Source organism: Oscillatoria sp. FACHB-1406, from assembly GCF_014698145.1.
In the GTDB taxonomy this organism is placed as follows: domain Bacteria; phylum Cyanobacteriota; class Cyanobacteriia; order Cyanobacteriales; family Spirulinaceae; genus FACHB-1406.
This window is the reverse complement of record NZ_JACJSM010000005.1, coordinates 61,827-75,817: the sequence shown is the minus strand read 5'-3', so window position 1 is coordinate 75,817 and position 13,991 is coordinate 61,827. Positions and strand designations below refer to the sequence as shown.

Below are 13,991 nucleotides of genomic sequence, written 5' to 3'. Positions count from 1 at the left end.
ATTGATAATTGATAACGTTGGGAATCATTGAGAGCAAGTAATATTGTTAGGGCGCGATCGCAATCCACCAAATAGAGCAATCTCAAATAGCTTCATAAAACAATCCACCTCAACAAAACCGATTTCGCGCAACCAGTCGCATTGCAGTTCCAGCGGCGCGAGAATGTTGGCATCCTTATCGCCTCGGCTGTAATATTCGCGATCGATTTCTTGCCGCGATTTTTCCGAACCTCGCTCGCGGTGAAACGCATACAGTGCATCGACAAATAAATCGTCAAAGGCGCGTTTTCCCCAATCGGCACGCGAAGCAATATGCTCTAAATTTAGAAATAAACCGCCCGGTTTAAGGAGATCGTAAATCTCGCGATAAATGGCTTGCTTGCGATCGTCCGGTTGGTGATGAATCGAAAACCCAGAAACGATAACATCAAAGGGAGCATATTCTGCAACAGATTCTACCCAACTCGACAGACCAAAATCCTTAAGGATAAAGCGCGCATTTTCTTGTCCTTTGAGCTTTTCTTTCGCCGCCTCAATCATCGTTTCCGACAAATCGAGGAAGTATCCTTTTGCAGTTGGATATTCTCGATAAATCGTCCATCCTAAAATACCATTTCCGCAGCCTAAATCGAGAAAAGAATCAACTCGCTCTTGCGTGGCGCGGATGACTCGCAGCAAAATATCGAGTTGTTCCGTTGCGAGGGGTATCGCACCGCGAACGCCATCGAGAAACGCCCGCGAAACTTCTTGATTTGCCCAGATTGTGTAGCGATCGCTTTGAGACATCGTTCTAAGATAGAATTCAATTTATCTAAAATTTTATGTTAAAAAGCTTGTTTTCTATTCACAAAGTAATTCTGATTTAAAAGGGTAGAATCTCGACTTTTTCTAAATCGATACAAAAAAATCATGACAGCCCTACACTTACGTTTGGTTCTCTCTCACCCACTCTCGAAACGCCTTCATTGTTTTATTTCTCCCGTCTTGTTGGCAGCGTTCCAAAAATTCAGGGATGGCTTCTTTTAATGGGAATCCCGGAAAAGTCGGACTGGTATCGACTTCGACATACTTCCCCGCGCGCAGAACGTTAATCTGGAGTTTGCCGCGATCGAAACGCCACAGTTCTGGAACTTTTAAGGCTTCGTAAATATGGGGATGCGTGCGAGATGTTACGTCGATTTCAAGGGCTAAATCGGGCGGGGGGTCAGTGGTTAAATCTAAGCGATCTTTTTTCCTCACTAACGCTTCATTTTCAATATAATAACAGTTATCTGGTTCGATTCCTTGCAACATTTGCTCGTTTTTAAAAGTTGTCGAGCCGAGACACCAAAAGTCTAGATCGAGTTCCTCTAAAAGCACTTCAATGAAATTGCTAATGAGAACCTTATCTCGTTCGTGAGGGGGGAGGGGAACCATGATTTCTAGCGTCTTATCGTTATAGGCGATCCGAGAGGAACGATGCTCGCCTAATTCCTCTAATATTTTCTCAAACTCCAACCAACTGATGTCATTTAACAGAATTCGCTGTCCCGGCGGTATCGTGATTTTTTGAAGTTCTAATAACATTTTTATCCAAAGATTGAATGATTTTTGAATATCTTTACCCTCGCTCGTTTTCTCGCACCCATTCCCGAAACGCTTTCATGGTTTTATTTCTCCCCTCCTGCTTGCAGCGCTCCAAAAATTCCGGGATAGCTTCCTTTAAGGGCAAACCTGGAAAACTCGGACTGGTTTCAACTTCAAGATATTCATCTTTCTGGAAAATATTAATTTGTAACTTGCCGCGTTTAAATCGCCACAGTTCGGGAACTTTCAAGGCTTTGTATATTTCAGTGTGGGTGCGGGAAGTGACATCGACTTCTATTGCTAAATCGGGTGGCGGGTCGATTGTTAGATCGAGTCGTTTTTTGCCGCGTACTTGTGCTTCGTTTTTGATATAAAAGCAGTTATCGGGTTCAAGCCCTTGTAACATCTGCTCGTTCTTAAATGTGGTCGAACCCAAGGGCCAGAACTCAACATCTACTTCTTCTAAAAGCGCTTTAATTAGATCGCCAATAAGTTCTTTATCTTGTTCGTGTTCTGGAAGCGGTGCCATTATTTCTAAAATTCCGTTACTGTAAGCAACTTTTGTACCGCGATTATCCCCTAATTCCTCTAATATTTTCTCAAATTCCAACCAACTGATATGGTTTAACAGAATTCGCTGTCCCGGCAGTACAGTTATTTGTTGGAGTTCTAATAACATTTTTATTGGCCATTTTTATACTTTTACTTCGGTAAATTTCCCTTCCCATCTCGCCCCACATAAGGGCATAGCAGTGCTATGCCCCTACGATTTGCGGTTAGATTGAAAATTTAGTCGATTTCGATGCTGGTGGGCATCGGCGAAGTCCCAGGCATCACAACCGATAAGGGTTTGCGGAAGTCGGCGTAGATGCGATCGCGCCATTCCCAAAACGGAGCGTATGTACTATTATCGGCTAAACCGGGGACACCTTTCCCTTTTAATCCTTCGGGAATATCTAAATACTGCCCGTCAGGAAACTTGAGAATCATACTCAACCCCGCAACAGTCAGATCTGCCAGGGTTGGCGTATCGCCGACGAGGTAAGGACTCTCCTGCAAAATCAAGCAGATTGCTTCCAAATCTTGCCGGAGTGCGGTGGTTGCATCCTTAACCGCAGTACCGCCAAACCCGATTCCCGAACCGATCGCATCTAGAACATCCCCTGGAATTGCGCCGACGACGCTTTTAAAGAAGTCGGGCGTACCGTTGGGAAGTAAAGAAGTGCGGAAATTTTGACTTTTGTTGAACGCGCCGATAAAAGCTCGTCGTCCTTTTAACCCGATGGATTCGTCTGCCCATTCCTCCATCATCAAACACAACCCTCTTTGACGGGGATTAGTGGGAATGAGAGGGCGTTCGGGGTATTTGCGCTCTAAGTAAAAGGCGATTTCAGTAGAATCGGCAATGTAGACATCTCCGTCCTTAAGAACGGGAACTTGCCGCTGTCCGGAGAGGCGCACCAGTTCGAGTTGACCGACTCCGGGAGTGACTTCGATTTTGCGGTAATCTAATCCTTTATAGTCAAGGATTAGTCGAACTTTTTCTGCGTACTGCGATAGTTCAAATTGGTATAACTCCAGCATTCCCTAACTCCGAGGATGATACGGATAATGGCCTTTATACTCTAACGTTTTTCCTTAGAATTCAACGCTTTGAAGAGGCGATAAAATCATTTTCTCGACGATTCGCCAGCGATGCCACCTCGATCGCCCAAAAGCAAAACGCTAGAATTGTTAGGGAATAGGAGTCGATCGCGCTCTGAGATTGCGCTAGCCATCGTACCCGATACGATTAGTTTCGACGAAAAAAAACAGTTGCAATTTTAAGTTGCAACTGGTCGATGAGAGCTTGCTGTATTTGGGAGAAGATTCGTTCGGTTTGCTACGATTTCGGGATCGCGACGCTAAATTGAGAGATATTTTACCGTCTTTGCTGAACCAACTGTAAATAAATGTAACAGATATTTTCTAAAATTGCAATACTTCTTTACAAATTGCCTCAAACGCAAGGTATAGCGTTACTCCGCGTGACCTTGACTCGAAATCAAACCCCCGTTCGCTCCGTAGAATCGAGATATCGAACCTGCTGCCGCCTAATTCGTTATCATCCGTATCCTCAACTGCCTTTTTCCTTATATCCTGAAACCCTGATGAAACGTCGTTATTTTGATTTTTTGTTGGTCGGACTGGGAAGCATCGCCTGTCTCTTATCAATATTGCTCGGTTGCAACCCAGCACCTCAAATGCCTCTGCGGGTTGGGGCTAACGTTTGGCCGGGATTTGAGCCGCTATTTCTGGCCAAAGATCTGGGTTACTACCAGGGGCATCCCATCGAACTGCGGGACTATCCATCATCAACAGAAGTCAGTCAAGCGTTTCGGAACAACGATATCGAAGTTGCCGCGCTGACAATGGATGAGACTCTATTGCTAGCCCAAACGAATCCCGATATTCGCGTCATCTTAATTACAGATTTTTCTAATGGTGCTGATGTCCTGATGGTTAAGCCGGAGATTAAAACGCTGCAAAACCTCAAAGGACGAAAAATTGGGGTGGAGTCCAATGCGCTTGGGGGCTACTTATTGTCGCGCGTGCTAGACTTAGCGGGACTATCGCCCGAGGATATTCAAGTGATTTCCCTGGGTGTCTCCGAACACGAACAAGCTTACAAGCAAAACCTGGTTGATGCAGTGATTACCTTTGAGCCTGTTCGCTCCAACCTCCTCAAAGCCGGAGCTAATATTCTCTTTGATAGCTCTCAGATTCCGCGTGAAATTGTAGATGTATTAGGGGTTCATCAACAACTGTTGACCGATCGCGAAGCGGACTTGAAAGCTCTGCTCGAAGGCTGGTTTCGGGCGTTAGATTATCATCAGCAGAATCCTCAAGAAGCTGCTCGCAAAATGGCTGTACGAGGGCAAGTTAGCCCGGAGCAGTTTATCAAGTCTTTTGAATTACTCACCATTCCCGATCGCCAAACCAATCTCCAGTTATTGAGCAAAACAAATCCCTCTCTACTGCAAAATACTCAACGTCTCTTAAAAATCATGCTCGATAAACGATTGCTCAACCGCAGCATACCCGTAGAACCATTATTGAATGAACGAATTGTTCGAGCGATACGCTGATGAAAAAGCAAAGCCCCGAGCAACCGATGTCTGCTCGGTATTTTCTATTTTCTTTACGCTTAACGATTCCGGCAATTTTGCTGTTTATGGGCTGTATTGCCGGGGCTTTTTCCTACAAGCACCAAGTCTCGCTCGCTCACAAACAGGTGGAGGAAGATTTAACTCATCACGCTCGATTGACGGCAACGGCAACCGCTCAACTTTTAGAGTATATTTACCGCAGAACCGATCTCCAAAATTCTCAATCTGAAAGCGTTACGATTTCGATCGGTCGCCTGTCGGGGGATAGGAATTTAAGTGTCGCCTTGTTCTGCGACGAACGCGATCTAATCCGCAATGCCAGTCGCTACGAATTACAAAATCAACCCTTACAGAAGACGCTTTGGGCGGATTTAGTCCCCGTTTTGAAGAACGTTCGCACTCGTCGAGCAGGGCAAATTGTTACCCGTCCAGATCGCAGTAGCATCCAAGCAATTTACCCGGTTGTCTTTCCCCCGCAAGCGGGCGAACTTCGTTCCCGTCGTGTCGGTGCAATTATATTAGATTACAACTTAGCGAAGGCGAAACAACGCGCGATCGCCGATGCTAGCCATCAAGCACTACAAGTCGTCGCCACACAGGGGTTTTTGTGCATTCTCGTCGGCTTTCTTTTAGATCGGATTGTTACCCAACGTGCTAGACGCTTGATGTTGGCGAGTAATCAACTGGCGCAGGGTAACTTTGATACCCGAGTTCACCTCCAGGGCGCGGATGAATTAACCCAGATGGCTCAAGCGTTCAATTATATGGCAGCCCAAATTCAACAAAATACTGAAGCGTTGCAAAACTCACAACAGCAGCTTAAAGCACAAACAGAAGAGTTAGAACAGACGCTGCAAGAGCTAAATCAAACCCAGGTTCAATTAATTCAACAAGAGAAGATGTCCAGCTTAGGACAGTTAGTCGCCGGAGTCGCCCATGAAATCAACAATCCTGTTAATTTCATTCACGGCAACCTCAACTATGTCCAGGAATACTGCCAGGATTTATGCGATCTCATGCAACTTTATCAGCAGTATTACCCCAGCCCCATACCAGAAATTGAAGCTAAGGTGGAGGAAATAGATTTAGCATTTTTGCAGCAAGATTTCCCGAAAATCCTCAGTTCCATGAAGGTCGGTACTTCTCGCATCCAGCAGATTGTACTGTCGCTACGCAACTTTTCTCGTATGGATGAAGCTGAATTTAAGGCTGTGGATCTGCACGAAGGGATTGAGAGTACGTTGCTAATTTTGCAACATCGTCTCAAGGCTCAACCGGAACGTCCAGAAATTTGCATTATCCGCAACTACGGCAACTTACCCACCCTAGAATGCTATAGCGGACAGCTTAATCAGGTGTTGATGAATATTTTAGCCAATGCGATCGACGCTTTGGAGGAAAAGATGCGGTGTCAAAGCTGTCTGTTACAATCGGCTATCGATGCACTTGAACTTCAGTCACCGCCCAGCCAGCAGGAAAGTTCGGATTGTCCGTATCAAATTACAATTTGTACCTCCGTCGTGGATTCTGAGTGGATAAAAATTGCGATCGCCGATAATGGACTTGGTATTCCCGAACAATTTCAAAATCAGATTTTTAACCCATTTTTTACGACTAAGCCTGTCGGGAAAGGAACCGGTTTAGGACTATCTATTAGCTACCAAATTATTACTGAAAAACACAGGGGAAAATTGGAGTGTTTTTCGACACCAAAAGTAGGAACGGTATTTGTAATTCGACTTCCTATTCGGCAACCCGATCGAGCAAAAATTCATTCATGAGTCCGTTATTACAGAGTCGTTGGGGAAGCAAGTCACTTTTGTCGCCCTCTCCCTAAATCCCTCTGCCAAGGTTGGGAGAGGGACTTTGAGGCTACTCCCCTTCGTCCAAGGTTGGGAAAAGGGGTCGGGGGATGAGGGCGATCGCGGCGCAAGTTTGACCTGCTCCCGTCGTTGGCGCTGATAAGCGGTGGGGTAAAAAGATATTAGCTAATCGATTGATTTTGTAGCTTAACTGATAAACGAATAACAAATTCAGCGCCCTGTTTAAGAGATGAGTTTAAAATTAGTGTTCCACAATGTTTTTCACTGATAATTTGACGAGAAATTGCTAATCCTAAACCCGTCCCTTTTCCAACAGGCTTCGTAGTAAAAAAATGATCGAATATCTTCGCTTCATTGTTTCCTTTTACCCCAATGCCGTTGTCACGAATAGAGATTTCCACTCGCTCTTTCTCATCCATTCTTGTACTAATCCAAATGGTAGGAGTCGAAGAGTTGTCTTGGTCATCTGCGCAGAGTTTTCCATCGGCAATGGCTTCTTCGAGCGCGTCAAGTGCATTCGATATAAGATTCATGAACACTTGGTTTAGCTGAGCCGGATAACATTCTACTAATGGAATGTCGCCATAGTTTTTGATGATTTCAACCTTATATTGACCCTTGTTCATTTTGAGCATTCGATGCCTCAATATCAGCAAGGTACTATCAATTCCCTCATGAATATCCACTGCCTTGAATGCAGCTTCATCCAGACGAGAGAAATTGCGAAGAGATAAAACAATCTGTCGAATTCGGTTCGCACCCATCTGCATTGATGCTAGGGTCTTGGGCAAATCTTCCAGGATGTAGTCGATATCAAGATCTTCAGCTTGCGCTTGGAGTGCCTTAATATCTAGGGCTGCTTCAGGATCGCTCTGTTTATAGCAGCGAGCCAGTGTGAGTAAATCGTTGACATATTCATTCAGATGCGTCAAATTGCCGTGGATAAAGTTAACTGGGTTGTTGATTTCGTGCGCAACTCCCGCAACCAGTTGTCCTAGGCTTGCCATTTTTTCGTTTTGAACTAGCTGCATTTGAGATTGTTGCAGTTCTTCAAGGATCTGCTTAAGTTCTATCGATTGAGCTTGAATCTGTCGCACGGATTCTGCTTGCTGTAGGGCAATACCCAACTGTTCGCCAATTTGAGCGAGTAATTCGATTTCGTCGGTTTGCCATTGCCGGGGGGCAGAATTTTGGAAGGCGGTGAGTAATCCCCACAGACGATCGCCTTCAAAAATTGGAGCGATCGCATAAGCTTTGGCTTGAAATTCTTCTAGCAATGCGATATGGCAATCAGAGTGTCCCACTGCATAAATATCTGAGACGGCAAAGGTTTCGTTGGCCGCGTAACGTCCTCCTTGAGTCTCCATCAAGTAAGTATCTTCAATGCTCGGTGAAGCTCCCACCAGAGGCTTCCACGGGTCAACCACAGACTCAAATAGAAAAGCACCGCTCCAGTCTGGATTAAACCGATAGATCGTAACGCGATCGGCTTCGAGCAACTGACGCACTTCTTTGGTCGCAGTTTGGCAAATCTCCTCAAAGGCTAACGATTGTCGCACCTTGTTGACAATTTTGACGAGTGCTTTCTGGCGAAGCAAAGCCCGCTCTCGAGCGGTTGTTTGAACGAGCAGGGCGGCTTGATGTTTAATCTGTTCGAGATACTCGGATTGCTGCAAAGCAATTGCGAAATGAGCAGCAATTTTCTGGACAAATTCAATTTCTGAGAACTCCCAACGTCGAGGATTGCTGCATTGATGGATACATAAGAGTCCCCATAGCTCCTCTCCTTTCAGGACAGGAACGATCAAATTGGCACGAACCTGAAATTGCTCGAGAATCTGAACGTGACAATCACTCAGTCCAGCATTATAAATATCCGCAACGGCTTGTACCCGTCCTCGGGCATAGTAGGTAGCAAACTGCGATCCAAAACAGCGATCGTAAACTTTTGCAGCCATTGCTGAATTAAACTCTGCGACCACATCTTCTGCTACAAACTCTCCTTCATCCCACCCACTGCCGGGAGTGAAACGAAATACACCGACTCGATCGGCGTTGAGAAACTGACGGAGTGTTGTTGATGTGGTAGTAAGGATCGTCTGCAAGTCTAGAGACGAGCGAATCCGATCGACAATGCTAGCTAATATCTGCTCCTGCTCAATCTGCCGAAAAATTTGGTCGGTACAGGAGGAGAGTTGGTACGCTGCTTGTTGTAGAGCATTAAATTGCCGATCGGGCTTAGGCAGGATAGACATAGACGTTGGGGGGAACATACGCTCAATTACAAGTATTCCTCCCCATCAACTTTAAATCATATTAAAAGCCAGATGTCTAACTTATTAGGTCGCGATCGATAACCAAGATTCGGGAAACTGACTCCAGAACAAGAGAATTTCAATAGTCGTAAAGCTCGCCAGAGAATTCGAGTTAAGCGTTCCAAATCAGCCAAGCGGCGCGCAGGGCGGCAACAATCGCTAAACCGGCAGCCCAAACGGGATAGCCGCTGCGAACGACGATTTTATCGTTGACTCGAACGGTATCGACATCAATCCAAGGCGTGCTACCGCGTCGAAACCATCCGGTAACGCTAACTTGTCGCCCGATGAGGCTTCCGGTGAGGCGCACGCCCTGGAAAGATGCCCGAGAGTGATGATTGCCCAACAATTGGTTGACGGGTTAAGAGGTCGAACATTACAACGGAGGGAGTTAGGCGATCGCCTTCACTGTTGTAAGGTATAGATATAGTAGGGATGGAGCGCATCTTTTTCCATTGTCCGTTTTCTCATTCCTTCTGTTGCGATTATGGCACCGAGTTTTCCGGGGATGAACCCGTATTTGGAAAATCCCTCATTATCGTCGGAGGTTCACTCTTGGCTGATTGTTGAGTTGGCGCGATCGCTTAATCCCTTATTAGTACCTAAATATCGAGCCGCCGTTGAGAAACGGGTTTACTTGGATACTCTACTGGTTGGCATTCCAGATGCCTCTGTTTTCCAACAAACGCCCGAGTCCGAACCAAGCTGTGTTGTAACAACGGGTGTTTTAAGCAAGCCAATTTTGGTGACAGTACCCCTGACTGAAGAAATTACCGAACGCTATCTGGAGATTCGGGAAGTCAAAACGGGGCGAGTGGTAACGGTTGTAGAAGTCCTCTCACCCAAGAATAAACGAGTTGGTGAAGGTCGAGACAAGTACCTAACCAAGCGACAAAAGGTTTTGAATAGTACGACTCACTTAGTTGAAATTGATTTGCTGAGAACGGGAAACTTTATGCCAATGGCGGAAGCGATTCCTTCGCACTATCGCATTCTGGTCAGTCGGGCTAATCTGCGTCCCGAAGCTGAACTTTACCCGTTTAATGTGCGCGAATCGATGCCCCAATTTTTGCTTCCTTTGCAGTCAGGAGATGAAGAACCTGTTGTGAATTTATCTGAGATTTTGGGACAGGTTTACCAGGAAGCGGCTCTAGATTTAGCGATCGATTATTCGGTGCAGCCTGTTCCAGCACTAAGCGAGAGCGATTTTCAGTGGGTGCGATCGTTGATAGAATTGTAGGAGAGAGATCGCTCTCCTATTTTGTTATTCTTCCTCTGGTTCAAAATTCTTTGCAGTTGTATCCATTGTCTCGGCTTCCTCATCAGTTTTTGCTCCACTCTCCAAGATGCGCTGTCGGTCTGCCGGATCGGTAATGCCGTAGAGATTCAGAACCTTTTCATCAATTTCCGCATCAATTTGAGCAACTTCATCCAGTAGAGTTTGAATAGCTTGGCGTTTTTGGTCTTCCAAGGAAAAGAAAGCGTTGAGGCCGCTTTCTTCTTCTGGAATCTGCGCTTGATTTTTGATCTCGTCCCAAGTTTTACCCTGCCATTGGGGAGCTTTTAAGTAGCCCAAAAGATAGCGCCGGATGTTGTCATCCGGGACTTCAAACCAGAGTTTATTGTTACGCAATACTACAGTGGTTGGATGTTTGGATGGAATAAAGACGTTACTGCTGATGGTTTCTTGTAGGTTACACTTTTGGGGAATACTAAACAACTGTGAGGCTCTGGCATCAAAGAAATTCAGCGTTGAAAAGTTAGGGTTTTGCTGTTGAATGTCGCTCAATAGGCGATTGTAGGGAATTTCGATCGGGGTGTTGCCGTTGCGTTGGCGTTTGATGGTGTAACCCTGTTCTCGCAGTTGGTTGAGTTCGGCGTTTTTGGCGAGGATGCGATCGACGAGTTCTACAAATTCAGCTTGTGTGTCAGCATCTGCCGGATAGATTGGAAGTTGCCGAAAATAGGAAGGATTAATATGTAAATTAGTGAATTTTCTTGCAAACCAATAATTGAGTAATGATGAGTTAAATAAAGCTAATATGTACTTGATGTGGTAGTTTACATCGCTTGTAATGATGTTACTTAAGTTTTTGCGATTATAAAATTTTTGATCGTCGAATGTTGCTACTAAACGTCGCTTTAGTGCGCGGTTTCTCATATCTTGAATGAGTAGCTTTGGAGAATCAAAATATCTTGACTCACGGGAACGGCATAGCCATTCTCCATATTTGATATACGGTTTGATACTCCCCCAACGTAATTCATAACGTCCCACAAAGCTACTGCTATCAAGCAATGCTTTCCAATCTGTCTCATTTATTGGAACATTTCGATAAGATTTAATATATGGACTCGCTCGACCTTGAGCAGCCGTAGTGTATGGATCAATTCCTGGAGAGCTATCTACTACATCACCAAGCTGCTTTATTTTTGTATGAGATGAACCATTGCCAATGGAAACTCGACAAGCCTCTTCAGTTCGCCTCATAATGTCATCATAACGAATCGCAATTTCATATTTCGGATGATCTATCCAAGTTGATTGTTCATGCACTAATATTTCATCCCAATCTCGTGCTGTTAGTTTATCTAAAGAATCACGTATGTCTAATAAATTGACTCGAACTTGATTATCTCTACGATGCTGCTCGTTAGCCTCTTCTGTAATAAAAATCAGTACACAGTCAACATTAGCATCTTTCCAAATTCCTTGAGGCAAGTCTACAATTTGCTCAATGCGCCCTATGTTAAGTAGTTCTTTTCGTAGATTAGGGGTGTTAGTTCCCATTAGATAAGTATTGGGCGTAATAAATCCAAGCTTCCCATTTTTCCCTAATAGCTCAGTGCCAAGTTTCAGAAAGAATGCGTAGGTATCAGGATGACCATAAAAGATATCAGCGTAATCTGCTTTCAATACTTCTTGATAGGCACTACTGATTGATGCCCCATAGGGAGGATTCGCAACCACAAAAGCAAACCCATTTGCATAGGGCGTATTCGGAGAACGGCTTTTAATCTGGTCTACCTGGTCACTTTCTTCTGCAATTAGCGTATTAAACAACGCAAAGCGATAAGTTCCCGACGGACGAGCTAGGGCATCAACATTGTAAATATGAAAGCGTTGAATTTTAGGACGCTGTTGTTTTTCATGTGCCAGCTTTACTATATCCAGCACTTGAATCAACAAATTCACCTCAGCTAAATAGCAAGCAAACGGGTTCAGGTCAAAGCCAAACAAATTAGCTTGTACCCGTTGCAATACGGTAACTGGATCGTCAATCTGATCTGTATTATTCTTGTAAGCTGACACTAAGCGTTTTGCTGCCGCCACCAAAAATGAACCACTGCCACACGCTGGATCGATCAAGCGTTTGTTTTTGCCAATAATTCCTGTACCCGATACATACCCCACCTCATCCAGAATGTAATTCACAATTTCAGGAGGCGTGTAATACTGCCCTTTTTCCTTCTTCTCTTTGCGGCTGACATAGGTGTTGTAGACCGTCCCTACAATGTCAGAATCTACGCCAGCAAAGTTAAATCGGCTCAGTTGGTGCAGCGTCATAATCAACTGCTGCTCATTCAATTGATACCAGTTAAACAGTTCTCGTCCAGTAAAAAAGTGAGCATAAATATTTTGGGCGTTGTTATATGCCATATCCAGCAACGGACTGTAAGGATTGCCCGTCGCAAAGATCCAATAGCGTTCGATCGTTTCCTGCCATTGCTTCATTCCCCCATCTGACACAAACCGATGGGGAACCCGATCCTCGCCCTGAAAAATCTCCTTGTCTTCGCAAACTCGAATTAACAGCAATCGAATAAACACCACATACGCTGCCTGTAATGCAAACTCATCTCGTCGCTGGTCTTCACTCAGTCCACCGAGCATCGTTTCTTGTACCAAAGCCGTCCAAACCGTGTAATCATCAAAAACACGAATATTTGCTTGATAGGTCTGGCGCAGAGTTGCCTGTTGCTGATGCCAGCCAAAGACCGTATTGGCATAGGAAACTAGCACATCATGGAGCGGTGTATAATCCTTTTCTAAAGAGGATGGAGTTTTTGGCGGTTTAGCTTTACCTGCGTGTTTACGTTGAAATGCCTGATTCAGCACCCCAAGCACCTGCTCAAACAACTCCTTTGGGCTGATAAATGCCCTAGCATCCTGTTCCAGCCGCATTAGCATTGCTTGAATCGCGGCTTGCTCCTCTGCGGTCAGACCTACCAGGTTTTGAATGTTCGTTAGACTAGATAAAACCCGTTCCCGCAACTGTTGAATCTGTTGTGTTGCCGATTCAACAGCATCATCAGTCAGTCGATTGGCTTTATTCAGGTATTCATCATGTAAGGTTAGGTGATGATTAAGCGATCGCCGTGCATCCCCCTTAAGCTCCTCCACCAACGACTGCAACGACTCCACCAAAATCGGCTCATTCCCACCACCATTGCCAAGGGGCAACGCCCGTTGCTGCCACTCCTCCAAATCGATCGCCAATTCATCCTTTAAGCGATCCAGACTGGTAAATGCTGCTTTACGGAACAGATCGAATACATCCCGTAATGCTCTTGTTGTATTATCCGAAAGGCTTGTGGCTCCTGCCTGATTCCATTCCTGAATTGCAGTGGGAAGATCCAAATCAACAGTGCATCTAGGCTGATTTGGATTGGAAAAGTCCCAAACCATAAACTGTCTACCATTTGTCAGCCATCCGAACCGCAATCCACGTATATAACCCTGTAACTGCGATAGATGACTGTTCGGATCGTTCAGATCCAGGGTCAGCGTCAGAGATGTACTTTTGTCCTCCACAATAAAGCAAGTGCCGTACACGGGATCGCTGGGCGCAAAGTCAGGACGACTGCTCTGTTTCTGCTGGTTATAAGCTTGCTCCCCTGGTGCAAAACCCAGTAACTCAAGCAAAGGACTGATAATAGCGTTGTCAACAATAGAGGCTTCATCTCCCCTGCGTTGATTATCGGGGCGATTTATGTAACTTAAGAAATCAGCTTCTCTTTTGAAGCTCTTTTGGAATATCCCAAAAAAGACAGGTAGGAACTCGTCAAACATCGGTAGCTCAGTCATAGCTTATTTCCATTAATACATTGAGTTGCTCTGTCCATTAATTACGAAT

General features: G+C 45.1%; 10 protein-coding genes. 3 read left to right on the top strand and 7 right to left on the bottom strand.

All coding sequences use genetic code 11. The annotated features are described in order from the left end of the window. Positions 1-24 precede the first annotated feature (24 nt). The 4 genes from H6G50_RS07265 to H6G50_RS07250 all read right to left on the bottom strand — a co-directional run bounded on the left by H6G50_RS07265 (position 25) and on the right by H6G50_RS07250 (position 3,150). Entirely contained in the window at positions 25-786 is a 762-nt protein-coding gene (locus H6G50_RS07265) for a class I SAM-dependent methyltransferase (RefSeq protein ID WP_190714758.1), read from the bottom strand. 138 nt (positions 787-924) lie between these two features. Further along, positions 925-1,566, bottom strand: a complete 642-nt coding sequence (locus tag H6G50_RS07260; RefSeq protein ID WP_190714757.1) for a Uma2 family endonuclease — start codon at positions 1,564-1,566, stop codon at positions 925-927. Between the two features lie 34 nt (positions 1,567-1,600). After that, positions 1,601-2,245, bottom strand: a complete 645-nt coding sequence (locus H6G50_RS07255; RefSeq protein WP_190714755.1) for a Uma2 family endonuclease — start codon at positions 2,243-2,245, stop codon at positions 1,601-1,603. A 110-nt stretch (positions 2,246-2,355) separates the two neighbouring features. After that, positions 2,356-3,150, bottom strand: a complete 795-nt coding sequence (locus H6G50_RS07250) for a glutathione S-transferase family protein (protein WP_190714753.1) — start codon at positions 3,148-3,150, stop codon at positions 2,356-2,358. Between the two features lie 566 nt (positions 3,151-3,716). Here H6G50_RS07250 and H6G50_RS07245 point away from each other — a divergent pair. Next, on the top strand, positions 3,717-4,694 hold the full coding sequence (locus H6G50_RS07245; protein ID WP_190714751.1) for an ABC transporter substrate-binding protein: 978 nt from the start codon (positions 3,717-3,719) through the stop codon (positions 4,692-4,694). After that, entirely contained in the window at positions 4,694-6,496 is a 1,803-nt protein-coding gene (locus H6G50_RS07240; RefSeq protein WP_190714749.1) for an ATP-binding protein, read from the top strand. Before H6G50_RS07245 ends, H6G50_RS07240 begins: the two co-directional genes overlap by 1 nt. 203 nt (positions 6,497-6,699) lie before the next feature. Here H6G50_RS07240 and H6G50_RS07235 read toward each other — a convergent pair whose 3' ends face one another. Beyond that, positions 6,700-8,793 (bottom strand): GAF domain-containing protein, encoded by a 2,094-nt coding sequence (locus tag H6G50_RS07235; protein ID WP_190714747.1) that lies wholly within the window; start codon positions 8,791-8,793, stop codon positions 6,700-6,702. Positions 8,794-8,965: 172 nt separating this feature from the next. Further along, positions 8,966-9,199: a hypothetical protein gene (locus H6G50_RS07230; protein ID WP_190714745.1), complete on the bottom strand. Its 234-nt coding sequence runs from the start codon at positions 9,197-9,199 to the stop codon at positions 8,966-8,968. A 141-nt stretch (positions 9,200-9,340) separates the two neighbouring features. Here H6G50_RS07230 and H6G50_RS07225 point away from each other — a divergent pair, with 141 nt between their 5' ends. Further along, the gene (locus tag H6G50_RS07225) at positions 9,341-10,093 is read left to right on the top strand and encodes a DUF4058 family protein (RefSeq protein WP_190714743.1); all 753 of its coding nucleotides are present in this window, start codon (positions 9,341-9,343) and stop codon (positions 10,091-10,093) included. 24 nt (positions 10,094-10,117) lie between these two features. Here the strand turns inward: H6G50_RS07225 and H6G50_RS07220 are convergent, their stop codons facing one another. Continuing rightward, a complete protein-coding gene (locus H6G50_RS07220; protein ID WP_190714741.1) occupies positions 10,118-13,942 on the bottom strand; it encodes an N-6 DNA methylase in 3,825 nt (1,274 codons plus the stop codon). Positions 13,943-13,991 lie beyond the last annotated feature (49 nt).

Bases quoted from the DNA above. Each gene is read 5' to 3' on its own strand.
- H6G50_RS07250 (WP_190714753.1), bottom strand. From the start codon at position 3,150: ATGCTGGAGTTATACCAATTTGAACTATCGCAGTACGCAGAAAAAGTT.
- H6G50_RS07255 (WP_190714755.1), bottom strand. From the start codon at position 2,245: ATGTTATTAGAACTCCAACAAATAACTGTACTGCCGGGACAGCGAATT.
- H6G50_RS07245 (WP_190714751.1), top strand. From the start codon at position 3,717: ATGAAACGTCGTTATTTTGATTTTTTGTTGGTCGGACTGGGAAGCATC.
- H6G50_RS07235 (WP_190714747.1), bottom strand. From the start codon at position 8,793: ATGTCTATCCTGCCTAAGCCCGATCGGCAATTTAATGCTCTACAACAA.
- H6G50_RS07225 (WP_190714743.1), top strand. From the start codon at position 9,341: ATGGCACCGAGTTTTCCGGGGATGAACCCGTATTTGGAAAATCCCTCA.
- H6G50_RS07220 (WP_190714741.1), bottom strand. From the start codon at position 13,942: ATGACTGAGCTACCGATGTTTGACGAGTTCCTACCTGTCTTTTTTGGG.
- H6G50_RS07265 (WP_190714758.1), bottom strand. From the start codon at position 786: ATGTCTCAAAGCGATCGCTACACAATCTGGGCAAATCAAGAAGTTTCG.
- H6G50_RS07240 (WP_190714749.1), top strand. From the start codon at position 4,694: ATGAAAAAGCAAAGCCCCGAGCAACCGATGTCTGCTCGGTATTTTCTA.
- H6G50_RS07260 (WP_190714757.1), bottom strand. From the start codon at position 1,566: ATGTTATTAGAACTTCAAAAAATCACGATACCGCCGGGACAGCGAATT.